The 26988-nt window shown below is 36.1% G+C and carries 17 protein-coding genes; 9 read left to right on the top strand and 8 right to left on the bottom strand.

Features of this window, described 5'->3' with window-relative positions; all coding sequences use genetic code 11:
- The first annotated feature begins 132 nt into the window (after positions 1 to 132).
- The 4 genes from VK161_RS03025 to VK161_RS03040 all read left to right on the top strand — a co-directional run bounded on the left by VK161_RS03025 (position 133) and on the right by VK161_RS03040 (position 5193).
- Complete coding sequence (locus VK161_RS03025) at positions 133 to 1920, top strand: GNAT family N-acetyltransferase (protein ID WP_324213278.1); 1788 nt, start codon at positions 133 to 135, stop codon at positions 1918 to 1920.
- A 59-nt stretch (positions 1921 to 1979) separates the two neighbouring features.
- Positions 1980 to 2981, top strand: coding sequence for a hypothetical protein (locus VK161_RS03030; protein WP_324213279.1), 1002 nt, complete (start codon positions 1980 to 1982; stop codon positions 2979 to 2981).
- Positions 2971 to 4575: a hypothetical protein gene (locus VK161_RS03035; protein ID WP_324213280.1), complete on the top strand. Its 1605-nt coding sequence runs from the start codon at positions 2971 to 2973 to the stop codon at positions 4573 to 4575. Before VK161_RS03030 ends, VK161_RS03035 begins: the two co-directional genes overlap by 11 nt.
- A 276-nt stretch (positions 4576 to 4851) precedes the next feature.
- Complete coding sequence (locus VK161_RS03040) at positions 4852 to 5193, top strand: DUF5763 domain-containing protein (protein ID WP_324213281.1); 342 nt, start codon at positions 4852 to 4854, stop codon at positions 5191 to 5193.
- Between the two features lie 287 nt (positions 5194 to 5480).
- Here VK161_RS03040 and pbpC read toward each other — a convergent pair whose 3' ends face one another.
- The 4 genes from pbpC to VK161_RS03060 form a co-directional block, all read right to left on the bottom strand.
- Positions 5481 to 7880: a penicillin-binding protein 1C gene (gene pbpC, locus VK161_RS03045; RefSeq protein ID WP_324213282.1), complete on the bottom strand. Its 2400-nt coding sequence runs from the start codon at positions 7878 to 7880 to the stop codon at positions 5481 to 5483.
- A 10-nt stretch (positions 7881 to 7890) separates the two neighbouring features.
- The gene (locus VK161_RS03050; RefSeq protein WP_324213283.1) at positions 7891 to 8481 is read right to left on the bottom strand and encodes a transposase; all 591 of its coding nucleotides are present in this window, start codon (positions 8479 to 8481) and stop codon (positions 7891 to 7893) included.
- A 126-nt stretch (positions 8482 to 8607) separates the two neighbouring features.
- Complete coding sequence (locus VK161_RS03055) at positions 8608 to 14301, bottom strand: alpha-2-macroglobulin family protein (protein ID WP_324213284.1); 5694 nt, start codon at positions 14299 to 14301, stop codon at positions 8608 to 8610.
- 153 nt (positions 14302 to 14454) lie between these two features.
- Positions 14455 to 14898, bottom strand: coding sequence for a nucleoside deaminase (locus VK161_RS03060; RefSeq protein ID WP_324213285.1), 444 nt, complete (start codon positions 14896 to 14898; stop codon positions 14455 to 14457).
- A 60-nt stretch (positions 14899 to 14958) separates the two neighbouring features.
- Between VK161_RS03060 and VK161_RS03065 the strand changes: the two genes are divergently transcribed.
- The 3 genes from VK161_RS03065 to VK161_RS03075 are packed head-to-tail and all read left to right on the top strand — an operon-like array spanning position 14959 to position 18605.
- Positions 14959 to 15801 (top strand): energy transducer TonB, encoded by an 843-nt coding sequence (locus tag VK161_RS03065; RefSeq protein WP_324213286.1) that lies wholly within the window; start codon positions 14959 to 14961, stop codon positions 15799 to 15801.
- A gap of 36 nt (positions 15802 to 15837) precedes the next feature.
- Positions 15838 to 17616 carry a 1-deoxy-D-xylulose-5-phosphate synthase gene (locus tag VK161_RS03070; RefSeq protein ID WP_324213287.1) on the top strand — a complete coding sequence of 593 codons (1779 nt, stop codon included), beginning with the start codon at positions 15838 to 15840 and terminating at the stop codon, positions 17614 to 17616.
- Positions 17617 to 17654: 38 nt separating this feature from the next.
- Positions 17655 to 18605 carry a DUF3078 domain-containing protein gene (locus tag VK161_RS03075; RefSeq protein ID WP_324213288.1) on the top strand — a complete coding sequence of 317 codons (951 nt, stop codon included), beginning with the start codon at positions 17655 to 17657 and terminating at the stop codon, positions 18603 to 18605.
- 151 nt (positions 18606 to 18756) lie between these two features.
- Here the strand turns inward: VK161_RS03075 and VK161_RS03080 are convergent, their stop codons facing one another.
- The 4 genes from VK161_RS03080 to VK161_RS03095 form a co-directional block, all read right to left on the bottom strand.
- Positions 18757 to 22227, bottom strand: a complete 3471-nt coding sequence (locus VK161_RS03080) for an efflux RND transporter permease subunit (protein ID WP_324213289.1) — start codon at positions 22225 to 22227, stop codon at positions 18757 to 18759.
- 71 nt (positions 22228 to 22298) lie between these two features.
- Positions 22299 to 23438: an efflux RND transporter periplasmic adaptor subunit gene (locus VK161_RS03085; protein WP_324213290.1), complete on the bottom strand. Its 1140-nt coding sequence runs from the start codon at positions 23436 to 23438 to the stop codon at positions 22299 to 22301.
- A gap of 18 nt (positions 23439 to 23456) precedes the next feature.
- The gene (locus tag VK161_RS03090) at positions 23457 to 24797 is read right to left on the bottom strand and encodes a TolC family protein (protein WP_324213291.1); all 1341 of its coding nucleotides are present in this window, start codon (positions 24795 to 24797) and stop codon (positions 23457 to 23459) included.
- A 10-nt stretch (positions 24798 to 24807) separates the two neighbouring features.
- Entirely contained in the window at positions 24808 to 25404 is a 597-nt protein-coding gene (locus tag VK161_RS03095) for a TetR/AcrR family transcriptional regulator (RefSeq protein WP_324213292.1), read from the bottom strand.
- Positions 25405 to 25613: 209 nt separating this feature from the next.
- Between VK161_RS03095 and VK161_RS03100 the strand changes: the two genes are divergently transcribed.
- Both VK161_RS03100 and VK161_RS03105 read left to right on the top strand, forming a co-directional pair.
- On the top strand, positions 25614 to 26588 hold the full coding sequence (locus VK161_RS03100; protein WP_324213293.1) for a polyprenyl synthetase family protein: 975 nt from the start codon (positions 25614 to 25616) through the stop codon (positions 26586 to 26588).
- Positions 26581 to 26937, top strand: a complete 357-nt coding sequence (locus tag VK161_RS03105; RefSeq protein WP_324213294.1) for a hypothetical protein — start codon at positions 26581 to 26583, stop codon at positions 26935 to 26937. Before VK161_RS03100 ends, VK161_RS03105 begins: the two co-directional genes overlap by 8 nt.
- Positions 26938 to 26988: the final 51 nt, after the last annotated feature.

A 26988-nucleotide genomic window follows, 5' to 3' on the forward strand; every position in this document is an offset into this window, starting at 1 on the left:
AAGGTGGTGATTGAAAATAGATTTATTTTGAAAAAATGTATTAAGAATTGTATATATTTACTTGTTGGGCAATATTTTACAAGACGAGACAAAACTATACAAAATTAAACGCATTAGAAGAGATTATTATATATGAAGATAGTTACAATCCATGGTATAAGAAGAGATAATAGATGGTATGAAGAAATACCAAATATGGAAGTTATAAATGAATTAAACATTGATGTTTTGTATTTTGATTATGGTTTTTTTAGTTTTTTTAAGTTTTTGACTAAAAAACAACGAAATAAAATAATAAATAATTTTAGTCAATTTTATAGTGATAACTTTAAAGGTGAAAACACAATTTTACCATCTATAATAGCACATAGCTTTGGAACTTATGTCGTTTTTCAAGCGATGAAAAAATATGATGTCATCAAATTTGATAAAATAATCTTTTGTGGTTCAATTTTAAACTCTAAGCTAGATTTTCGAGATTTAATTGCAAAACAACAATTTAAACAACTCAAAAATGATCATGGAAAATTGGAATGGTTTTTAAAATATACAAGATATATTATCGATAAAGATTGTGGTAAAGCAGGTAAAGTCGGTTTTTTAGATATTCCACTTGATAAAAAAAATATGATTATTAATAGTGAGAGCTATAAATCACATAGTGAATATTTTTTACCCATAAATATGGAAAAAAATTGGATTCCATTTCTAATTGAAGACATTCAAAAATTTGAATATAACAAGGAGATTTTAAAAGATTTAATAATTGATAGAATATATGACAATATTAGTTCTACAAATGAATTGTTAGAAATTAACAATATCAAGTTTTTTTCTAGAGTTGATAAAAAGGGTAATTATTTTGCAAAATATGTAAAAGATGGATTAAACAAAAAAACAAAACCCATAGACGAAGTTTATTTTACAACGACAGCTGATGGAATACAAAACGCCGAAAACATGAACTTCATTTGTTATGATTCTAATAACTCTAAATTAAACACCGAAATTGTTAATGATTATAACAATAAAAAAAAGTTCAAAATAATTCTTGATAATCCTTTAAAAATGTTAGAAAACATTGAATTAAGGTATTATTTCTGTTGGTATAACACCATGAATTTAAGAACAGGTGATACTGACCATTGGTCATTTAGCGGAGTTAAAAATGTAGAAATCACTGTCAATTTTCCATATGTTCTGAAAACACCAAAAATATTTATCATCAAAAATAAGAGAATTGTTGAAGAACACAGACTTAATTCAAAAACCGAGAGTGACAATACAGTATCATACAATTTTAAGTATGATAATATTAAAAATAATGATGGTGCAATTTTTTATTATGAAGGATTTGTATTGAATAAAAAAATTGTTTATACAAAAAATAAAGAAATTGAATTAACAATAGGTGATAAAAAAGAAATTTTTGTAATAGCAAAAGCCTCCGAATCAGATATTAAGAAAGTATATGACATAGAATTAGAAATAGAACATAGCAATGCTGCTTCCGAGGAAACTTTAAACAACAGAATGTTTATGTTTAATGAAGGCTTCATTATTATAAAAAACAAAAAAAACAATAATGTAGTTGGATATATCGAAAGTTTTATCTGGAATGAAAAAGAATTCGAGACTTTTGATGAAATTTCAAATTTTCCATTAAATTTTAATATTAATGGAAATACCCTTTACATAATATTTGTTGCTGTTGATAAAGACTACAGAAAGATGGGACTTGCAACTAAACTTCTAAATGAAGTAGACTTGTTAGCAAAAAAGCATAATGTTAAAAAAGTTCAACTTGTTGCCAAAGATCAACTAATGAATTTTTACGCTAAATTTGGATACAAAGAAATAAAAGAGCTACCTCAATTTCTCAAAGATAAAGATTATAAATCAGTCTTAATGGAAAAATAAAAACATTGCCCAACACGAATCTGCATTAATATATGACATATATATTTCGAAATACAGAAATGAATAATGAAAAAGCTTCAAATTTTGAGACTAAGTCATTATTGTATTTGATAGGACAACGAAATGATAGTAAGGATGTAGTTTATGTTACTTTTGATTGTTTTAATGATGTGAGTGGTTTAAATAAAAAAGTCGATAAAATTTGGGATATACAATCCAAAAATGAAAAGACTTTGAATCCCAAAAAAATAGGTAAATATTTTTATACTCTTTTCGACAATTTTACATCAATTTTTTCTTTTGAAGATTTTATTTTCTTTTGTCCAGAATTAAATTCAGAATATAAAATCGATTCTTTAAAAACAACTTATAATCTAGATAACCTAGTTGACAAAACATTTCAAAGAATAAAAAAAGGCCTAACTGAAGAAATAGAAAGAGTTCAAGGAAATTCAAAAAGTTATTCTACGAGTATAGATGATTTCTTAAAAAAAGTTTTAATTGTAGAAGATAAATCTACTAACAACGATTACATCAAAGCAGTAACAAAATTTAAGAACACAAATCTTAAAAACGATGATTTTTACACTAGCCTTTTTAATGATTTACGTGATATTCAAACTGCAAAAAAGAACAGCTATATTGAGAATACAACAATTTCAGAAATTAGAGAAGTTCTTAATTTTAGAAGACATCTTTCAACAAAAGATATTGAAACTTTAATTATTAGTCGAATAATTGGATGTGAAATTTTTAAATACAAATCAATTCCAATTTATTTTTCTCCAATACTAGAAGGAATGGATATTGAGGATAAAAAAGATTTGCTACAAGAATGCAACTCTAATCTTTCAAGAGCTTTCTTTAACAAAAACAGCAATAAAACTTTTTGGGACATTTGTGAAAAAATTGTCGAATATAGAACAACCACAACTGATAATGACGTAGAAAATATTTATTTGTTATTGTTTGTAGATTATAAATTTAAAATTTCATACTTAACCAAGGAAACAATACTTTATCTTATATCAATAATTATAGAAGGACTAAATGATAATTAAAAAAGCCGCATTTGGAAATAGAGATGAAGCATTTATAGAAAATCGCTTTGCAGATAAAACTAATATAATTTTCAGTAACGAGAATAATCGTGGTAAGACACTATTAATGCAATGTCTTGTTTATTCTTTAGGTTATGATTCAATTTTTCCAAGCGGATTTGATACAAAAAAATATTTCTTTTATTCTGAGATTGAAATTGAAAATCGAAAATTTGAATTTTTAAGAAAAGGAAATTCTATTTTAGTTTTAAATCAGGAACAACTTTATGTTTTCAACAGTATAACTGAATTTAAATATTATTTTGATCAAGAAATTTATACGCTTCCAAAAATTGACAAAGATGGACAGCAAAGAACTGTAGATCTAAGCTTGCTTTATGAACTTTTCTTTTTAGGTCAAGACAAAAGAAACACTTCAAACCTAATCGTTAAGGGACAAAATAATAAAGTTGACTTTTTAAACATGATTTATTCGATGGAAGGAATCACTGTTGAAACATTCAATAAATATGATGTTGAAAATTTAAAAAAAGAAAAGGCATTATTAGATTCAAAAATAAAAGCTGAAATAAGGAAAATTAGTATTATCAAAAAAAATCCTGAAATATCTACTTTTATTAGTGCAGCGGCAAATAATCTAGAGTATAGAAATTTCGGAAATCAAATTCAAGAAATTCATCAAACTATTGCTGAATTAAAGAAAAAAAGAAATAGAGAAGAAAATAGAAAAGCTAAACTTCAAGCATTAGTTATCGAGTTAAACTCTTTAAACCGAAATCTTAATGAGGGTAAGGTTAAATGTGGTGATTGCGGTAGTTCAAAAATTATATTCACAAATGATGATTTTGAATTTGAAGTTAGCAATAATCATGTAAGACAAAATATCCTAATCTCAATAAAATCAAGTATTCAGATAAAAGAGGAAATTATATCCGAGTTTAATCATGAAATCAATAAAGAGCAAGAACAAATAAATAAGCTTTTAGAAAATTCAACACCAGAAATTAAAAATTATATTTTATTTCAAGATGAAATATCTGATTCAAAAGATATAGACAAGATAGTTTTAGAGTTGCAGAATCGTTTAAATGAAATTGAAAGTCAATTAAAAAACAATGAGAGTAAAATTACTTCTGATAAAGAACGACAAAAATATATATTAGAAAGTATTTTGAAGGAAATGAAAAGATTTTACGGTATTATCGATCCGCAAGGTTTACTTAAGTTTGAAGATTTATTTACTAAAGCAACAGAAACTTATTCGGGAAGCGAAGGTCAAGAATATTATTTTTGCAAAATTATGGCTTTAAATAGCGTTTTAGAACATCAATTCCCAATCATTATTGACTCATTCCGAGAAGGTGAATTATCTACTTCGAAAGAAATGACAATGCTTGATGAGTTTTTGAAATTAGACAAACAAGTTATCTTAACATCAACTCTAAAAAATGAAGAATATTCAGCTGACAAATATTTCAACATTAACGGATTAAATGTAATTGATTATTCTAATTTCGAGGATAGTAAAATTTTACAAGAAAGTTATATTGATAGTTTTAGTGAATTACTTTCAAAGTTCAATATTAAAGAATAACTGCACCGCTACCGCACGAAACCCGATAGCGCGGATTTGCAATCCGTACTACCACAATTTTGAACATTCACTCAAATTCTCATGATTTTGAGTAAAAGAATTACGATATGAGATACATTTTATTTTTACTCTTTTTCTCTTTGTCCTTGAGTGCACAAAAAGTGTATAAAACACCTTCTGGTGCCAAATACCCGTTAGCGCGGATTTGCAATCCGTGCCACCACAATTTTGAACATTCTCTCAAATTCTCATGACTTTGAGTAAAACGATTACGATATGAGATACATTTTATTTTTACTCTTTTTCTCTTTGTCATTGAGTGCGCAAAAAGTGTATAAAACACCTTCTGGTGCCAAATACCATTTAGGAAGTTGTCGTATGGTAGAAAATGTATCTAGTGAAATTACGTTAAAAGAAGCAGCCGAATTGGGTTTGGAGCCTTGCAAAATTTGTAAACCTCAAAATTATACTGCGTTAGGTTTTGTTCAATCTACTAATACAGCACAAGGTCAAAAAGAAACTACACAATGCAAAGGAACAACTAAAAAAGGAACGCGCTGTAAACACATGACGAGTATTGCCAACGGTTATTGTTTTCAACATAATCCAGATAAGTGAGTTTAGAAAAATAATTTTACTAAGTTTCCTTTTTAATATAAACTTCTTAGCACTACTACTTTCACAAAAGACCATAACTCTTTAGCTCCGATTGAAGGAAACGACGCGCGTGACGTAAAGCGGGAACGACGATGGCAAGAAAGCCCAAGCCATTCGCTTCTAAATTAACCACAAAGACACAAAGAAGGCGCAAAGCTCACAAAAGGTTGGTTTATCGTAAACGAAATCTGCCTTCTGCAACTGCCTTCTGCTTTCTTTTAAACTCAAGGAACACTAAGTTTGGAATTTCACTCTTTAATCAACTCCACTTTCCTTCTAATTTCATTGCCAAATTCGTCTACAACAGTAATGTAATGAATTCCGGTGTTGGCTTCAATTGGGAGTTCGTGAAAGGTTTGCGTGGTGCCTTTGTACACGTTGTCTACGTACCAAAACAGTTTGGCTTCTTTGTTGGAGTGCGCCACTTTGGCAATAATCGGTTGGATGTGCCCGTTGAAGTTTTTGGTCAGGTAAATTTTGCTGTTGGTTTTGGGGTAAATAAAATCCATTACGCTGTGTTGCGCGGTTTGGCAATCGTCTCGAAAAGGCGGCAACGGCACGTAATCAATGTGTAAACTTTTGTAGTACAACTCCATTACAGGCGGCAATACAAACCATTTTTTACTGACAATGTTGCTTACGTCTTCGCAACTGCTGTTCACCTGAAACTGTTCACTCGCGTCCAAATGCACCAATTTGTGGTACGGGCAAACCGCCGTTTTTTTGCCATTGCGGTTGATGAGTTGCATCACTTTTGGGCAATCGTCTTGCGCCAAATGACCGCTTTTGGTACAAATTTCGGCTTCTTCCAAATCGTTCAACGGCGCGGTAAAAAACGGTTTTCGAGGTAATAAATTGAACACGTCAAACAACACGGGTGCGGCATAATCGACTCCGGTTAATTCAGGTCGGCCTTCGCCCGAAGCATTTCCCACCCAAACGCCAACTACATAACGCGAGTTCGTGCCAATTGCCCACGCATCGCGGTTTCCAAAACTGGTTCCGGTTTTCCAAGCGAGTTCGAGTGACGAATCGTAAAAACGCCACGCTTCATCGCCTTCGGGTCGGTTGACTTCTTTCATCGCATTGTACGTCAAGTAAATCGAACCCGCGCCCAAAATGGTTTTCTGAAAACTGTCGTCGCCAAAGTCGGTTTCAAATCCGTGACGGAAATTCAATTCGGCAAATTCCTTAGTGCGGTATTTTCCTTTCGAGGTATTGAAATAATTCACCGTCGATGATAAGTTCGCATAGGTGCGACACAAATCCCACAAATTGCTTTCGGCGCCACCCAAAATCAGCGACAAACCATAATGATCAGGATGTTTGTTGATGTCATGCAATTGGAATTTCTGCAGCACATCGTAAAATTTAAACACACCATAATCCTGCAACATCAATACAGCGGGAATGTTGAGCGATCGCGACAAAGCGCGTTGTGCCGGAACAGCGCCATCGTAAGTGAGGTTAAAATTCTGCGGCGTATAACCCGAAATTTGCGTCGGAACATCGGGAACTAAAGTGTTGGGTAGAATTTCGCCATCGTCCAACATCGAAGCGTAAAGAAACGGTTTTAAAATACTTCCGGTACTTCGCGGCGCCGAAATGATGTCGACGTCTTTGTCGTGATCGACATCAGTAGGCGAGTTGCCCACATAACTGATCACGTTGCGGGTTTGCACATCGATGACAATAATGGCCAAATTGTGCACTTCGTTTTGCTTGAACTGATTGTGGTATTGGCGCGCAATATGGTTGATGCGGTTTTGAAGCGCAATGTCAATCGTAGTTTTAATGCGTTGTCCTTGATCGGTTTTGGCCACACGCTGCAGTAGGTGCGGAGCGATTTGCGGAACGTTGTACGGTTTTTGAGGCAACGGTTCGGTTATCGCCAAATCGTAGGTGAGTTGATCGATAACGCCTTCGTTGTGGAGTTTCAATAACAGCGCATTGCGTTTGCGGCGCAGTTTTTCTTGGTTTTTTCCGGGATAAATCAAACTCGGCGCATTCGGCAAAACGGCAAGTGTAGCGCTTTCGGCCCACGATAATTGGTGCGCCTGAACGCCAAAATAGCGCCACGATGCCATTTCCAGTCCAACTACGTTGCCACCAAAAGGCGCGTGAGCTGCGTAGAGTTCGAGTATTTTTTCTTTCGAATGGCGGAATTCCAATCGTGTTGCCAGTACGATTTCGATGAGTTTTTCAAAATACGTACGCTTTTTGTTTTTACGCGAAAGACGAATGACTTGTTGGGTTAATGTACTTCCACCACGAACTACTTTTCCGGCTTTTTGATTCTGACGAATGGCTTTGACCATCGCCACTGGATTGAATCCGGGATGATAGCGAAAGTGTTCGTCTTCAAAATACACGATGCATTTTTTGAATTTATCGGGAACGCTGTCTTTGGCAGGAAAACGCCATTGACCATCGGGAGCGATTTGTGCCGCGAGTAATTCGCCATCGCTACTTTCAATTACGGTAGAATACGGTTCTTCAAAAAGCGTTCGTGGCAACGAAAAATAATACACCACCAACAAAACAAAAGCAACGATTGATTTCTTTTTGTTGTTGAGGATGAATCTCCTAACAGGTTTCCAAAACCTGTTAGGTATGCTCTTTATTTTATTTGGAATTTTAAAGTTCATTTACAATTTTTCATTTGTCATACAAATCTATTTCATTTATAAGACCATCATAATTTATTTTACGTTCATCGTGATAAAAAAGAAAGTTTTCTTTCCCTCCAAAAAGTTCAAAAATAAATTCTGTATCAATGTTGGTCATCTTTTCCGTTTGATACGCTTTAAAAGAGGAATGTGGGTAATTTTCAAAACAATTTGTAAATTTATGTTTAATAGGATTTAAATGAATATACACAATAAGTTGTCTGAGGTATTCATCACTTTCAACCCGATTTCTTCTGGGATGTTCTTGAAATAAACTTCCTTTTCTCAAATAAGCTTTATTAAAACTTTTGGAATAGGTGTTGAACATATTTGAAAAAGGCAAATGAATTTTTTCACGATACTTTTCAGGTAAATCATCGTTGTCTTTTATTTTCAAAGCGATATGAAAATGATTTTTCAACAAACAATAAGCATAAACATCAGCAATTGGAACAATATACTTTTTCATGAGAAGAAGAAAATAGTTGTAGTTCCGTTCCTCAATAAAGATGTTTTCTTGATTATTTCCTCGATTATAAAAATGATAAATCACTCCAGGTTCTAGAATTTCGTTGGGCATATAGATAAATTATTTGGCGTTTATTAAATTCCTAAAAGGTTTTTTAGAACCTGTTAGGTTTGAACTCATTAAATATAATTAAGTAATAAAATACCTAACAGGTCTCAAAGACCTGTTAGGATATAACTACTTTATCACTTCCACCCATTGACCTTGCGTTCGAGCCAAGAAATCATTGTCGTACATGGCTTCGCATTGTAAACCAGGCAAATAGTATTTTCCGAGGTACGACGCATTCAACAGCATTTTAAACTTACGGGTTTCGCCACCACTTAAACTGAAATAGTAATTGGCGCGGTCGTCGCGAATGTCAATGTAATCGGCTACATTTTCAGTAGCAGAACCAAATTCGGTGTAACGCGTATTGACAATTTCAAATCCGGATGGCAGAATTTGCGTCAAGGCGATGTTGTTCACGCGTTCGTTTTTGCCGTTTTTCAACGTTACTTCAGCAATGAATTCGGTTCCTTGTTTGATTTTGGTTACCGAAACCAGATTGCCTTTTCGATCTTTGAACGTCACACTTGCCGTTAAGTTATTCTGAATTGGTTTTTCGCTTCCAACAGGTAGAATTCCACTATTAAGAACACGTACAAAAATCGTATTGTTCTTAGTGTTTTTGATTGTCACCGAATTCCCACCTGTTTTAATCACCAAACTACGTTCGGCAACGGTTTTGGTAGTGGTAATCAACTGAGCTTTTCCGGCGTTGGTGTATTGAATCGACAAACCTTTGCTTCCGTTGGATTTGGCAAATTTACTCATCGCATACAATCCGTACGCAGTGGTTTGTGTGCTCATCCATTGATCACTTGAGAGGTTTTTGGCCAATTGCGTTGCCATTTTAAAGGCGCGTTGTTTTTGACCTAATAACACTAAAGTTTCCAAAGCCATCGCGCGGTTTCTATCGGCCGAACCATAGTAATAATAGTAACCATTGGTGTCATTTTGTTCGTCAATGAAAGATTTACTCAACAACGCTAATCCAGCCGAATTTTGTTTGATCAACGCATAAGTCGCCGCCAAACGCAATTTACTTTCGTTGGTAATTCCGACTGTTTCGCGTAAGCGGTTCATTGAAGCCACATCGGCAGAACCAGCTAAGGCCAAAGTATACAAACGATACGCTTGCGCCAAATCATTGCCGTATCCTTTTTCAAAACGCCATTGTTTGGCCATTTTTTGCTGATAACTGATCCATTTAGTTTTGAAATTAATCGGTAATGCGTAGCCTTTTTTCTCAGCTTCAATGAGGAAATGTCCGGCGTACGATGTACCCCAATCGTCGGCTTGCATTGTGCCTGGCCAATAGGATAATCCGCCGCTTGGTTGTTGGAAATTACCCAATTTTTGAATGGCTGCCGTAATGTTTCTTTGAATGTTTTGTTTGCGCGAGGCATCAATATCCATAATATCGGCTAAGTACAATTGTGGGAAAACCGATGAGGTGGTTTGCTCAACACAGCCGTGTGGATATTGAATCAGGTAATCCAAACGACGACCAAAATCAACCGTTGGGACAGACGAAACTTCCATACTCGCTTTGTTACTTCCGCTTACGCCAAAGGTTTTCCACGCAATGGTTTTGCTGCTGTTCGGTTCCACTACAATATCGGTATACGCATTCGTTCTCGGGTTCGGATTGGTCACATCAATTTCTACAGAATAGGTTGATTTTTCCTTACCAGAAGTGGCGATGATATCAATTTTTCCGATTCCAGTTGCGCTTCCTACTTGCAAATTGAAGTATGCCATTTTTTCATCCGGAGTTGGGAATGAAAGTTGTTGCGTTGAACTTCCGATGACACGCGCACTATTATTCGGTTTGATTTGAACCGTTACGTTTTTCACATGATTTTCAGTAGCAAAAACCGTTACCGGAATGGTCACATTTTCCGATGGTGATATTTTCCGCGGAAGCGAAGCTAAGACCATCAACGGACTTTTCACTGGAGTTGCTTTTTCCGCCATTCCGTATGCGCTGGATTCGGCTTGAGCCGCTACGACCATCGTTCTTACTGATCCGATGTATTTCGGTAACTTAATTTGATGCGTTTTCGAATCGCCTTTTCCTAATTCAAACGGACCAAAATACATTACTACTGGTTTGAAACGATTGGCTTTTTTGGCTTTTCCACCGCCCAAATCGGCGTCACCACCAATACTGAACACTTGGTTTACTTTTCCGCCATAAGCGCCAATCACATCATCATAAATATCCCAAGTGCGCACACCCAACGCTTCGCGAGTGTAGAAACTATCCCAAGCATTTGGCGTTTTGAATCGGGTTAGATCGAGTAAACCTTCATCTACAACGGCAATCGTATACGTCATCGCTTTGCCTTGTTTTTCGGAGACTTTTACACTAAATGTTTGTTCTGGACGCAATACATTTGGCATCGAAATTTGCGGTTCGAGTACAGTATTTTTATCGATTACTTCAATCGGAACGATGCCGTACATTCGGATAGGCGAATCGTTTTTGGTAGAAGCATGAGGTTGTAATAAGGTGATGTTGATGTACACATTTGGCGCCATTTCACCTGTAATTGGCAATTCAACTTGAGTTTCGCCTTTTTGAGTTTTGGCCCACAATGTTTGTACCACTTTCGTTCCGTTTTCAATCGAAATCAACGCGCGTCCGCCTTCACTCGATGGGAAGAAAATTTTGGCTTTGTCACCCACATTGTATTTGGTTTTATCGGTAGAGAATTTCAGCATTTTGGCCGATTCACCATCGGTATTTTTTGATTTAGCCGACCAATACGGCCAATCCAAATACACCGAAACTCCAGTAGCATGTTTGTCGGTTGGATCGTAAACGCGCACCAAATAATTGCCCCATTCATCGTTGGGAACATTCAGATTTACACTTCCTCTTCCTGACGCGTCTGTGCTTAAAATATAGTTTTTGTAAGCGACTCTTCCGACAGCAGTGTTATAATTCGACAAATCATTATTGGAAGCATCCCACCACCAACGCGATTCGAGTTTGTATACACGAATTTCCAAATCAGTAGTGCGTTTTGGACGACCGTTTTCATCCACAGTCACAATGCTAAAATTATTGTTTTTACCTGTTTCGTACATGCCGTAGCGATTCGGTTCAGGTGCTTTGATTCCGACATAGGTTTTGTACGGCGAATATTGAGTGGACGAAACATCCGTACTCACATCGCCACCATTTTCATACACTTTGGTAATGAAAGCCGCACGCAACATTCCTGGTGCTTGTCCTTGAATGGTTGGATTAATCGGAATCGACGCTTTACCATTTGCATCCACTTTACCTGAAAAAATATTGATTTCTTCGGTCGAGAAACTGCGAGTTGGATCGTCAAAAACATAATTGGTAAATCCTTTAAACGTAGTAACTTGTTGCGAGAATTTCGCCTGAACTTCGGTTTTTAAATCCTTCGCAATTGCACCATGCAACCACAACACCTGAATGTTATTGACGTTTTTCTTAGCCGCTGAAAGGACAGGTTGATTGAAACTGTTTTTAATTTTTAAACGGTTCGGTTTGATGGTTTCTACCTTGATGCTTTTGTAGAAACGTGCGCCACCGACATTAACAACGGCTTCCCAATTTCCGGTTGGAGCGCTGGTTTCTGTTGGAATAACAAAAGTATAATGATTTAAACTATTACCTCTTTTTACGGTTTGGTAAACGGTTTTACCATTCGGATCGTTCAAGCGCAATTTGATTGGGTGATTTTCGGGTAATTTGTTGGCATTATCATTTAAAATGAACGACAAATACATCGTATCACCCGGACGCCAAACGCCGCGCTCACCATAAATATAACCTTTCAGTCCTTTTTGTAAGGTTTCACCCGAAACATCAAAATTACTTACCGAAAGCGAAAGTTCGTCGTCTAATTTAACGTACGTACTGTGTTTGCCTTGAGTAACAATTGCAAAATAGGCGTATTTGGTCATTTCAAACGTGGCCATTCCATCTCCGTTGGTACGAGAAGAAGCAATTTTTTGCTGTTGGAAATTGTACAAATCAACAGTTGCACCCGAAACGGTTTCGGTGGTAACAATATTATTCACCGCAACAACGATTGATTTATCCGTTCCGCGTTTAACGATTACACCCAAATCAGTGGCTAGAATGTTGGTTCCAACTTTAGTGTTGTAGTAATAGTAATTCGAACACGGATCTTGATCTTCGCGCCAATCGTACTCATCGTAATAGTAGTCGTCGTAGTAATTTCCGCCGCTGTAATTCACATCGTCTTCGACAATTTCTTCCTCCTCTTCTTCTTCATCTTCACCATCCGGATTGGAAGTACATTTGTAAAGTGAATATTTCTTTTTGAATGAAAATTCAACACGGTAAATTGCGCCTGGTTCGGGTTGAATAATTTTAGAAATATCTAATGCATAGGCGTTCCATTTGCTGTAATTGGCCAGATTATTTTGCTTTAAATCGATGGTCGATTTGGCAATAGGTTGCCCAACTTGTTTCAGATTGCGAGTACCGTTGAGTTCGTTGTCTTGTAAAAATTGAAGAATGTTGTTTTTGTAGATTTTATAGACTTTTACATCCAGGGATTTCAAATTTGCTGCTTCAAAATTGATTTTTAAATTGTTGGAACTCGGAAGAATATTTCCGCTTTTTAAGAAACGAACTCCTGGTTTTATTTGTTCGAAGATGAGGTTTTCAGAGTAATTTTCTTTGAGTTTGTAGCCGTAAGCACTTTCGATTCCTTGGAAGATTTCAATCAGGCGATTGCTGTCAAACGATTGCTCAACTACTGGAGCAACAGCTGTGGCTTCGATGGTTTCTTCAACAACAGGTTCAACTACTGCCGTGCTATCAACTGCACTTTCAGTATAAGCAGTTGCAACTGTATCAACCGCAACAGCTGCAGTATCAACTACAGCTTGTAGCTCTTGTGAAGTATCAACTTTGGGAGAATTTTCATTATTAAAAAACACTTTCAACACATTGCCCATGGTTGAAAATTTCAGATTGTTGGTGTTTTGGATGTTAATCAACCCTTTAAAATCTTGGTCTTTTTTAAGCGGATCCGAAAAGTTGATGAGCAGCGATTGGTTGTTTTCGTCGCCTACTTCAATTTTAAGCACTTTGAAATTGTCTTTTCCTGGAATGATTACGTCCATTTCGCCTTCTTGATCGATATCGACATCATCGCCATCCCATTCAATAGTAATTTTACCGTCTTCGTCTTCGCGTTTGATGTTTTCGATGGTGAATTTGAATTCGGTCGACGTGCTGAACGATTTGTCAAAACTGATTTTTAAATCATCGCCATTTTGAGTCGCTGAAATCAGTTTTTTAGCATCTTCAAACGATAAATTATCGGCCGTTTTGATGGTTCCGTTGAGGTAATAACTATCACGGTTGTACGATTGCAAGTCGTTGGTGTTGACTACAAAATCTTGTTTGAATGTTTTGAGTGAAAAGTTGAATTTGGATAATTCTTTCGGAACTTTGTTGGTGATTTTAGAAAGATTCAATGTTACCCGATACAAGGTGTTTTGTTCCAATTTATCTTTCGGAATAAAAGCGATGGTATTGTTGGAAAGTGCTACGACTTTTCCACTGATGCTGGGTGAAATTTCGAACAAATCATCGTCGAGTTCTTCGTCTTTTTCCCAATCGGATTTATTGAACGCCAATTGTACTCTAATATCCGAATCGACGGAAACCATTCCGGTAGAAAAACTCGATATATAATCCTTATACAGTGAAAAGTCAGAATCAAAATCGGCGACCGATTTTTTAGTACACGAATGCAATACAAAGATTGCCAAAAACAAACCGATTAACTTAATGGTTTTCATTGTTTTAAGGAATTATTGGTTAGAACTTTTTTTCTTGAAAAAATGGTTTTTTTAACACTTTCAATTAATGGCATAACTGAAAAGATATTCTAATTATTGTAGTAAATGTAAAATATTTTTTTGGACTATTTTTCTTGTAAATATTTTTGTGAATTATTTTCTTTTAGAGGCAAAAAAACGCTTCATTAAATCGGCACATTCATTGGCTAAGATGCCTTGAATTACTTGGGTTTTGGGGTGTAATTGCGTTCCTAAAGTTAGAAATCCGCGTTGCTCATCTCGAGCGCCAAAAACCACTTTCGAAATCTGACTCCAATACAACGCACCGGCACACATTTGACACGGTTCTACAGTAACATATAATGTGCAGTTTTTTAAGTACTTCCCGCCAAGGAAATTTGCTGCTGCAGTAATCGATTGCATTTCGGCGTGAGCGGTAACATCATTGAGCAATTCGGTAAGGTTATGACTACGTGCAATGACTTTGTTATCTACAACTACAATAGCACCAACAGGAATTTCGCCTTTTTCAAAAGCCATTTCGGCTTCTTGTAAGGCTTTTTTCATAAAGTAGTCGTCGGTGAAAATGTTTTCCATTGAACAAAAGTACGATTTTGAAGTAATTTTCGTTAGTTTTAAAATCACAATCTAGAATTTATGAATCAGAAGTTGAACATCACGATTCCGAAACCGTGTAATGAAGATTGGAATGCAATGACTCCCGATCATACGGGACGATTTTGTAGTTCGTGTACCAAAAGTGTTGTTGATTTTACTAATAAATCCACAGAAGAAATTCAACAATATTTCATAGAGAATAGCGGAGCAAAAGTGTGTGGGCGATTTAAAAATGAGCAAGTCAATCGGTTAGCCATTCCCATTTCAAGACGCGTTTTGGAACAACCCATGCCGTTTCATAAAGCATTTTTGCTGATTTTATTTATTGTCATGGGAAGTACACTTTTTAGCTGTAAAAATCATAATGATGAGTTTGTAACTGGTGAGCCCGCACTCGTTGAAGATGATACAATTCAACCAAGAGCGACCACAGGAGTCATAAGAGTTCGTGAGAATAAAAATGCGATTCACAAAACCGATTCAATTAGCGTGAATTATCGTCAACAACCTGTTACAGTTGGAGAAGTCGCTGTAGAACCGGATACTTCAGATAAATTTATTCCAAAAGAATTGTATTTAGCATCAGAAGTTGAGGAGTTACCAAAATATTCCAAAGGAATGGATGGATTGTACAGTTTTATTAAAACCAACTTTAAAATTTCGGATGCTGATAAAGAGATTAAGAGAAAAATTTTCCTCTCATTTATAGTAGAAAAAGACGGAACTTTATCGAATATAAAAGTAGTACGCGGAATTAATGAAGCATTAAATTCAGAGGCAATTCGGGTTTTAAAAGCAAGTGAGAAATGGATACCAGGACAACAGAATGGTGAAAAAGTTAGAGTATCTTACACTATTCCGATACTAATAAAACCAGATTAGTAAAAACAAAACCTTAAATTTGCTTTTTTAAATGCAATGAAAAGCAATCTTCTTTCCCACATCAACAATCCTACCGATTTACGAAAATTGGACGTAACTCAATTGCCGCAAGTAGCGAAAGAGTTGCGTGATTTTATCATTGATGTGATTTCAGTGCGAGAAGGACATTTGGGTGCGAGTTTAGGCGTAGTTGAATTGACAATCGCCTTGCATTATGTATTTAATACACCCGACGATTTGTTGGTTTGGGATGTGGGTCATCAGGCGTATGGACACAAAATTCTCACCGAAAGAAGAACTAAATTTGACACAAATCGGCAATTAGGCGGTATTTCGGGCTTTCCAAAACGAAGCGAAAGTGTATACGATACGTTTGGAGTTGGTCATTCATCCACGTCGATTTCGGCGGCTTTGGGAATGGCGATTGCTTCACAATTAAAAGGTGAAAACAAACATCATATTGCAGTGATTGGCGATGCTTCAATTGCGAGCGGAATGGCGTTTGAAGGGTTGAATCACGCCGGAGTTACCGGTGCGAATTTATTGGTGATTTTAAACGACAACGCCATCGGAATTGACCCAAGTGTAGGCGCGTTGAAAAACTATTTGACCGCGGTAAAAGAAGGCAAAAATCCGAAGCAAAACAACATGATCAAGTCGCTGAATTTTGATTATTCAGGCCCGATTGACGGTCACGATATCAATTTGTTAATTAACGAATTACAACGACTTCAAAAAGTAAAAGGACCAAAGTTTTTACATATTATCACCACCAAAGGCAAAGGATTACAGTTGGCCGAAGAAGACCAAGTAAAGTATCACGCTCCAGGAAAATTCGATGCTGCAACAGGAAAAATCCACAAACAGTCGGAAGAGCATTTGCCGATGAAATTTCAAGATGTTTTCGGATTAACATTAGTAGAATTAGCCAAAAACAATCCCAAAATAATCGGAATTACTCCAGCGATGCCTTCTGGAAGTTCAATGAAATTCATGATGGAAGCCTTTCCTGATCGTGCTTTCGATGTGGGAATTGCCGAGCAACATGCAGTGACTTTATCCGCAGGAATGGCCACACAAAGAATGGTGGTTTTTTGCAATATTTATTCTACTTTTTTACAACGTGCTTACGACCAATTGATTCACGATGTTGCCTTGCAAAATTTACCCGTTATTTTTTGTTTGGATCGAGCTGGATTGGTTGGTGAAGACGGCGCAACACACCACGGAGTTTTTGATTTGGCGTATTTGCGATGCATTCCCAACATGATGATTTACGCTCCAAAAGATGAAATCGATTTGCAAAATATATTGTATACGGCATCTTTAGGATTGAATCATCCGATTGCGATTCGCTATCCGCGCGGTCGTGGAAATTTAGTAGATTTCAGAATGCAGTTGGCAGAACGCAGATTTCAGAAAATCGAAATTGGTAAAGCAAAATTGTTAAAAGAAGGAACAACAATTGCAGTGTTGTCAACAGGTTTTATTGGAAATAATGTGACGTTAGCATTGTCTGAATTACATAATCCAGAAACGATTGCGCATTATGATTTCGGCTTTGTAAAACCTTTGGATGAGAAGACACTGCATCTTATTTTTCAAAACTATAAAAAGGTGATTACCATTGAAGACGGCGCTATAAAAGGCGGTTTTGGTAGTGCCATCATTGAATTTGCCATGGGAAATAACTATCATTTACCCATTCAAACACTCGGAGTTCCGGATGCATTTATCGAACACGGAACGGTAAACGAACTGCAACAAATCTGTAAAATAGACGTTAAAAGTCTGGTAAATCTTTTTTCAATCTGACGAAAAAAACGATTTTTGCACAACGAAAATTTTTACTGATGAAGTTTCTTTTAAAAGCCGCCTTTATTTTGGTGTTTTTTACTTATCAAAACGCCTGTTCTCAACAAATTATTCAAACCAAATTACTCGATACCACTTCCCATTGGAAAAAGAAAAATACGGTTGGCTTTGACATCAGCCAAATTGCTTTTATGAATTGGAATGCGGGTGGAAACAGTTCGATTTCGGGATTGTTGAAAGGGAATTTCCTCAGAAAATACGAAACGGATAATTTAAAATGGCTCAACGAAGTGATTGTGCGTTACGGTGTCAATAAGCAAGATGGAATTGAGCTTCGCAAAACTGATGATGCCTTTCAATTGAATTCAACCGTAGGTTATCGACGCGATACCATTTCGAATTGGTACCATTCGGCTAAATTCAATTTTAATACTCAATTTACCAATGGTTACGCCTATCCAAACACGGATAATGCCATTTCAAAACCGATGGCTCCAGCGTATATTTTCCTCGGAATTGGAGCAGAATACGCGAATAAGGAAAAGAAACTGAGCGTTTACATTTCGCCTTTGACTCAAAAAACAACTCTGGTTTTGGATCAAACATTGGCCAATCAAGGAGCGTTTGGTGTAGAAAAAGCGACTTATGACGAGTTGGGCAATTTACTTACGTTAGGAAAAAAATCGAGAACAGAATTAGGGTTTTTGGTCACTAGTTTTCATAAAAGAGAATTGTTCAAGAACATGAATTTGGAAAACCGATTGAACCTGTATTCGGATTACATCAATAACTTTGGAAATGTGGATGTCGATTGGCAAATGCAATTGGATTTAATAGTAAATGAGTACGTTCGAGCCAATATTGGTGCGCATTTGATTTACGATGATGACATTAAAGCCAAAGAAGAAATTGATGGTCAGCAAGTAACGGTTGGACCAAAAGTACAATTGAAACAGTTATTAGGCGTTGGATTGGTGTATGAGTTTTGATTTTTTCACCCTATAAGACATTTAAGTATTATTAGTTTTTAACCTTACATGACTTATAGGGTTTAAAAAATTGCAATTCGATTGACTTAAAACTAAAAAAAACGTCCCGATTACTCAGGACGTTTTTTCAATGTAAACCAACACATTTATATTACTCTTTAAGAACTAATTTTCTGTTTTCTCGTCGATCACGCAAGTAATATTTTACTCTTTTTACCAAGTAGAACATCACCGGAACCATTACTAAAGTCAGTACGGTTGCATACGTCAATCCGAAGATGATTGTCCAAGCCAATGGTCCCCAAAAGATTACGTTATCACCACCTAAAAATAAGTGCGGATTCAAATCAGTCACCAATCCGAAGAAGTCGAAGTTCAATCCGATGGCCAATGGAATTAATCCTAGAACCGCAGTTAAAGCCGTTAATAATACCGGACGCAAACGCGATTTTCCTGACTCGATGATGACTTCTTTAATTTCTTCTAAAGTCAAGTCATCGTGGCTTTCTACTTTTTTCTGCGCTACTTTTTCGTCCATTAATAATACGAAGAAGTCCATCAATACGATTCCGTTTTTCACCACGATTCCCGCCAGCGATATGATTCCCATCATTGTCATTAAGATTACGAAATCCATATTAGCAATAACATAACCGTAGAAAACACCACTGAAACTCAACAATACTGTGAATAAAATCACCATCGTTTTTGAAACCGAGTTGAACTGAAGTACGATAATGATGGTAATTCCAGCCAATGCTAAGAACAACGCATACATTAAGAAACTTTGGTTTTTTCCTTGCTCTTCTTGTACTCCCGAGAACGAATACGTGATTCCTTTTGGTAATTCGTATCCTTTTAATTCGGTTTGAATTTGTTTGGTAATCTCATCGCCATTAAAACCAGTCAACACATTCGAATACACGGTCATGATACGTTTTTGGTTTTTTCTTTTGATTTGATTGTAAGTATTTGTTTTTTCCGTTTGAGAAATCGCCGAAACGGGTACTTGCATCATCTGACCTGTAGCAGGATTTCGGAACGTCAACGATTGGTTGAACAAGATGTTTTCGTCTTTACGTTGATCGTCTTGCATACGCATTGTGATGTTGTAGTCATCGTCGCCTTCTTTGTAGGTTGAGATTTCTTGTCCGTATACCGAACGACGTAATGTAAATCCTAATTGACCAGTTGAAATTCCGAGACTTCCCGCATTTACACGGTCTACTTTTACTTCTAATTCTGGACTTTCTTTGTTCACATCTACATTCAAACGCTCGATTCCAGGAATGTTTTTAGAATTGATAAAAGCGATCATTTTATCGGCTTCTTTCAACATGTCTTCATAATCACTTCCCGTTAATTGAACACTAATTGGATATCCAGCTGGCGGACCATTAGCATCTTTTTCAACCGTAACTGTTGCACCAGCAATACCTTTTACGCGGCTACGAACTTCCTCTAAAATATCAGCCGTATTTACTCCGCGTCTGAATTTGAATTCCGAGAAATTCACCGTTACTTTTCCTTTGTATGGAGTTTCAGAAGCCGAACCCGCATCTACATTTGGATTACCCGCACCAACACCTACTTGCGATACGATGGATTCTGCTAAGTAATTTTCTTTGGTTTCAGGATCAACGTATTTGCTTAAGATATCAATAACTTGTTTTTCTACAAATAAAGTTGCTTTATTGGTTTTTTGAATGTCAGTTCCTTGCGGATATTCGATGTAAGCAATTACTTGATTCGGAATATTATCAGGGAAAAACAATACTTTTCTCGGGAAAATTCCAAGTAAAATGAACGATAAGAACAACATTCCGATGATTCCTGCTAAAGCAAACCACGCCTTTCTTCCCGTTAGGATTTTAGCTAAGAATGTTTTGTATTTTTCCTCCATTTTCGGGAAGAAACTGTGTTGGAAATCTTGCGTCCATTGGTATAATTTCCATTTGTACAACCACATTAAACCAAGAGAAATAATGGCTAAGTGAGCAATTGCCTTTGAGAATTTAGAATCAAAACCGTGACCTAATATCAAAAAGATAACTGCAATTAGAGTAAAAATAATAGTGAATTTTTTAGCCGATTTTTTCGATACATTCTTATCTTCAATATCCATAGAACCACCAGTCATTGCTGCATTTACAACCATCGCCACAAAAAGCGAAGCCGTTAAGGTAACTGAAAGTGTAATTGGGAAGTATTTCATGAATTTACCCATCGTTCCTGGCCACAATAAGAACGGTAAGAACGCCATCAAAGTGGTTGCCGTAGAGGAAATTACAGGCCAAGCGATTTCACCAATACCAATTCGGGATGCGTCCAAACGGTTCATTCCTTTTTTCATGTTGGCAAAAACGTTGTCGACTACCACAATTCCGTCGTCAACTAACATTCCCAATCCCATTACTAGACCAAAAAGTACCATCGTGTTCAAGGTCAATCCAGCGGCAGAAAGTATACTGAACGCCATCAACATTGACAATGGAATCGCCGCACCAACGAATAATGAATTACGCAATCCCATGGTAAACATCAACACAATCATTACCAGAATAATACCAAAGATGATGTGGTTGGAAAGTTCGTCTACTTGGTGTTCCACTCGCGATGATTGGTCGTTAGTGAGTTGTAAATCCAAATTAGAAGGAAGGTAATTCTCTTTCGCTTTTTCTAGTTTTTCTTTTACTTGCTCAATGGCCGAAATCATGTTTTGATTCGAACGTTTTTTCACGCTCAACATCACTACTTCGGTTCCTTTTTCACGAGCGTAGGTTGTTTTTTCTTTTTCTTTGAAACTAACAACAGCAATGTCTTTGAGGTAAACGGTTCCGCCATTGTGTTTTACAACAATGTTTTCCAGTTCTTTTGGGTCTTTGATTTCACCCACAATACGGATGTTGTTTCTCGAACCTTGAGAAATCAAATTTCCACCCGAAAGCGTCATGTTTTCGTTGCGAACAGCGCTTTGAATTTCATCAAACGACACTTGTGCAGCTGTCATTTTGAAAATATCTACTGCAATTTCAACTTCTTTGTCATCAACACCTAAAATGTCAACTTTTTTCACTTCGGGAATTTCTTCAATATCATCTTGAATCAATTCGCCATATTTTTTAAGTTGTTGAGTAGTGTAATTTCCTTTTAAGTTGATGTTCAAAATCGGCACTTCTTCCGATATATTCAACTCAAAAACACTCGGTTCTACTTTACTTCCGTTGTCCAAGTTAGGCCAGTCGGTATCCGCTTTTACAACGTCTACTTGGTCTTTGATTTTGGTTTTGGCATCGATGATGGTAACTTTATCGTCAAATTCAACGATAATCATCCCATAATCTTGAAACGAACTTGACGTAATTTTATTTACACCACTGATGTTTTTGAACTCTTTTTCGAGTGGTTTGATGATCAATTTTTCGACATCTTCAGCTGAATTTCCTGGGAAAACAGAAGAAATGTATACTTTATTTTCGATGATTTCTGGGAAATCCTCGCGCGGCATAGTAACGTAGGCAATCAATCCTGTAATAACAATAAGGAAAGTAAAGATGTAAACAGTAACTCTGTTTTTGATCGCCCAGGTTGAAATCCCGAATTCTTTATTTTGGTGACTCATTTTATGTTTGTAGTTTATGGTTTGTGGTTGGTTGTTTAACAATAAACGATAAACAACGAACCATGAACTGTTTAGAAATTCAACTTCATTCCTTCAGAAATAGTGTTTACACCTTCGGTTACGATGATATCATCCGGATTCAATCCGCTAGCAATCTCGGTTACGTTTCCTGATGATTTTCCTACTTTAACCAGTACTTTTTTGGCAGTACCTGTTTTTCCGTTGCTGTTGCTTACAGTGAATACAAATTTGTTTCCTTCACCGTCTTCCTGAACTACATTGGTTGGAACCGTGATAGCTTTTGGATTGGTGTAGTCGATGATTTTTAGCTTCGCTACTTGGTTCGGACGCAATAAATTCTCCGGATTTGGAACGCTTACTTCAATTCCGAAACTTCTGTTGTTTGGATTGATGTAATTTCCTACTTGACGTACTTTTCCTTTGTAGGTTTTTCCTAAAGAAGTTAAATACACGTCTACAATTGTACCTACTTTTAATTTGCCGATGTAGCTTTCAGGAACGGTAGTCGAAACGTACATTTGACTTAAATTCACAATTCGCATTAATCCTTGTGGACTTGCAGAAACCACTTCGCCTCTTTCTACAAAAACTTCATCAATAGTTCCAGAAAATGGCGCTCTGATTAATGTTTTTGCTAATTGTGCTTTGGCTTGAGCTACTTGTTTTTGTAAGCTGATCATTTGAGTTTGAGCTTGTAAATACTGAATTTCAGAACCAATCTTTTGATTCCACAGATTTTTTTGACGCTCAAAAGTAGTTTTTGCCAATTGGTATTGCGTTTCGATGCTGGCCACTTGTTGGCTCAATCCACCATCGTCAACACGACCCAAGATTTGACCTTTTCCAACTCGTTGTCCGGCTCTTACTGTCAACGAAGTCAATGTTCCAGGCATTTCAGGTTGAACCAAAACATTTTCTTTGGTGTCTACATTTCCTTGAATGTCTAAGTAATGGTTGAAAACAGTGTCTTTTACAGTCATTACAGAAACCAAAGCTTCGTCTTTTTTAACATTTAACGCAGCTAATGCTTCATCAATTTTGGCAATATCAGCTTGTAAAGCCGCTTTTTTAGTTTGAAGTGCAGTCGGATTTTTTGCACTGATCAAATCGTCAATGTTGTCACTGTTTTCCTTCTTTGAACAAGACAGAATGGCGAGTGAAAGGAACGCGGTTAAAAGTATTTTTCTCATGTTATATTGGATTGTGATTTAGTTTTTATTGAATAATTTTTCTAAGGCTGCTTTTTTGTTGATCACACTTAGCATGGCCTCAAGGTATCTTTGTTGTGCGGCGTACAATTGCTCTTGCGCTTGCGTTAAGTCGAAACTGCTTGATAAACCTTCTTTGAATTTAATTTGGTTTTTGTTTTCGATGCGTTCGGCCAAGTTCAAATTACTTTTAGAAGTAGTCAATTGCTCTAAACTGAATTCGTAATCACTTTTGGCTCTTTCGAATTCGAGTTTTAGTTTTTGTTCGGTTTCAGTCAGTTGCGTTTTCGATTGTTCTAAAGCAATTCGAGCTTGTTGAGTACGTGAACTTCTTCCGCCACTACTAAAAATAGGGATGTTTAAGTTCAAACCTAAGTTAGAATAGTTCAACCATTTTTGATTTTGACTGAAAAATTGAAATTCATCATTAAAGGCATTGTACCCAAAATTTACAGCTGCGCCTAATGATGGTAAGGCTTTGCTTCGTTCTAATTTCAAAAGCAATTCTTTGCTTTTAAGAGCATTTTGACCTATTTGATAATCGATGTTGTTGTTGACATTGAATTCTTCTTTCAATAAAACCAAATCAACATTGTTTTGGGTTAAAGTTTCCAATTTATCAGTAATAACTAATTCGCTTTCCAATTTAATTCCCAATAGCAATTTAAGCATATCGATAGCAATTGTTTTTTGGCGTTTTACATTTTCTAACGAACTATTTACTGTAGATAAATTGATTTGCAATTGCTCTACATTTTCTTCTTCAATGAAACCATTTTTGTAGATTTCTCTCGTATCCGAAAGTGTTTTTTCAAGTATGGTTTTGTTTTTCTGAAGAATGGAAATACTCTCGTCGGCTAATAAAACATTTCCGTACGAATTAATGACCATTTCTCTGATTTGTTGTGCTGTTTTGATTTTGGCATTTTCAGAAATTTGCAAATACGTTTTAGCCGATTGCAAACCTACTAAGTACGAGCCGTCAAAAATCAACTGACTCAAAGTGGCCGATGCTGCCATAGTGTGTTTAGTACCGAAAGCTACTTCTGCAAATTCTCCAGGTTGACCGCCAAAAAATTCGGCAGGAACAATCGAACGTTGAATTTGAAAGTTGTTTTGATAAGCCACATTTCCATTAATTTGAGGCAAACCAATAGTAGTGGTTTCCCATTTTTTCTGCTTAGCTGCTTCCACGTCGCGGTTGGCATTGATAACAGAATAATTGTTTTTAATGGCGTGCTCAATGGCTTGTTCTAGAGTAAAAGAAAAACTCTCTTTTTGGTCTTGCGCCTGCAAAATGGAGGCAAACAAGAGTAAGGTTAGGATTAATTTGCTTTTCATGGATTGATGATTATGAATTTATTTTTGATAATTGTTTTTCGAGTTCGATAATCCCTTTTTCGGATGCGATTGCTCGGGTGTGGTATTCTAAGGCTTTGAGTTCCAATTCGGCTGCGTCTTTTTCAAATTGAGTGTTTTCGTTGATGGAAAAAATCAAAGTGTAATAGAATTTTACGGCAGCTTCAATGTCTACATCAGTTCGGTACAAGCCTTGTACAATTCCTTTTTCAACATTTTGAGAGAAAACGGTCGTGCAATCTTCAATTTCATTGGCCATCATTTTGCTATAAATCTCTGGATAGTGCTTTTTTAATTGAAATGCTGGCGAATGATCTACCGACTGAAACATTTCTTTGAACATTCTTCTGATTTCAAAATTTTCTTCAATCGCATTAAAGTCTTTCGAAATAATCTCGTCAATGATTCGGTGAATTTTTTGATGAACAATTTCGGTTCCTTCTTCAATCAGCATTTCTTTGTTGTGGAAATATTTGTAAATCGTTTTTTTTGAAATACACATTTCGCAAGCAATATCATCCATAGTCACGCTCTTGAACCCAAGTTTCAAAAACATTTCGGTGGCTTTTTTGATGATTTTGTCTTTCATTTATTTTGAATTTATTTTAGAATCGGTTAACTGAGTGAGTTCTAATTTCGGGTGCAAATGTAATACGGAAACTTTTAACACCAAAATAGTTTCCGTTGTATTTACATAAATTTAACATTTGATTTATGTTTGGAAACGGCAATTTCAACTTCAAATACGTAATTTATATGTAGATTTGCATAACAAAATCCGCAATCACAATCATTTATATGCGACCAATAGCTCACTATCAAGAACTGATTTCCGAATATTTTAACGAATTAACTCTGACCAAAGAACCAAAAAATTTGTACGAACCGATTCAATACATTTTGCATTTGGGTGGCAAACGCATGCGACCGGTTTTGACTTTAATGGCAACAGAAGTTTTTGATGTTGATTGCAAAAAAGCATTGGCCGCGGCTACAGCTGTTGAGGTTTTTCATAATTTTTCGTTGGTTCATGACGATATTATGGACGACGCGCCTTTGCGAAGAGGAAACGAAACCGTTCATGAGAAATGGGACATCAATACCGGAATTTTATCAGGTGATGCGATGCTCATCTTGGCGTACCAGCATTTTGAAGACTACGAGCCAGTCATTTTTAGAGATTTGGCGAAACTGTTCAGCAAAACAGCTTTAGAAGTGTGTGAAGGTCAACAATACGATGTGGATTTTGAAACTCGAGACGATGTTACGATTCCGGAATATTTAAAAATGATCGAATATAAAACCGCAGTTTTGGTTGGTGCAGCGATGAAAATGGGCGCTATTGTAGCTCAAACTTCGGAAGAAAATGCCAATTTGATTTATGATTTTGGATTGAATTTAGGAATAGCTTTTCAACTCCAAGACGATTATTTGGATGCTTTTGGAAATCCGGAAACGTTTGGAAAACAAGTCGGTGGCGATATTATTGAAAATAAAAAAACCTATTTGTATTTGAAAGCGATGGAGTTTGCTAAGGAGGAAGAAAAAGAACAATTATCGCATTTATTTTCCATTCAGCCCAATGACAATACCGATAAAATTCAATCGGTTAAAGATATTTTTACCACAACTGGTGCATCAGAGGCTACTCAAAAAGCCATTCAAGACTACACATTCAAAGCTTTTGAAACCTTGGATAGAATGAGTATTACAGATGATAAAAAGATGTTGTTGCGGGTTTTTGGTGAAAAATTAATGAATCGAAATGTCTAGTTTTATTGCACCAACATCTACTGATCATTTACTTTCTGAAGCAGAAAACGAAAACCTGTACCCAAAATTAATCGAACAAATCAATAAAGACTTCAATTTGGCCAACGAACCAATTGATTTTCATCATTCGACCAAACCCAATGAATTGAAAATACAATTGCACGAAAAAATCTACCGTTTGATTCAGTACAAATTTGCAGAATATTTAAACCTACTTTACATCATTGATGTTCCTGAAGATCAAGTAAAAAAACTTGATGGTTCGGATGTATTGGAGCTTTCCGAACAAGTGGCTTTTTTGATTTTAAAAAGAGAATGGATGAAGGTGTGGTTCAGGAATCGTTACTAAACTACTTTTCTTAAAATGTATCGTCTTACAGTCTTATAATCTTACAGTCTT

It is taken from the genome of Flavobacterium sp. (genome assembly GCF_035299245.1).
Taxonomy (GTDB): Bacteria; Bacteroidota; Bacteroidia; order Flavobacteriales; family Flavobacteriaceae; genus Flavobacterium.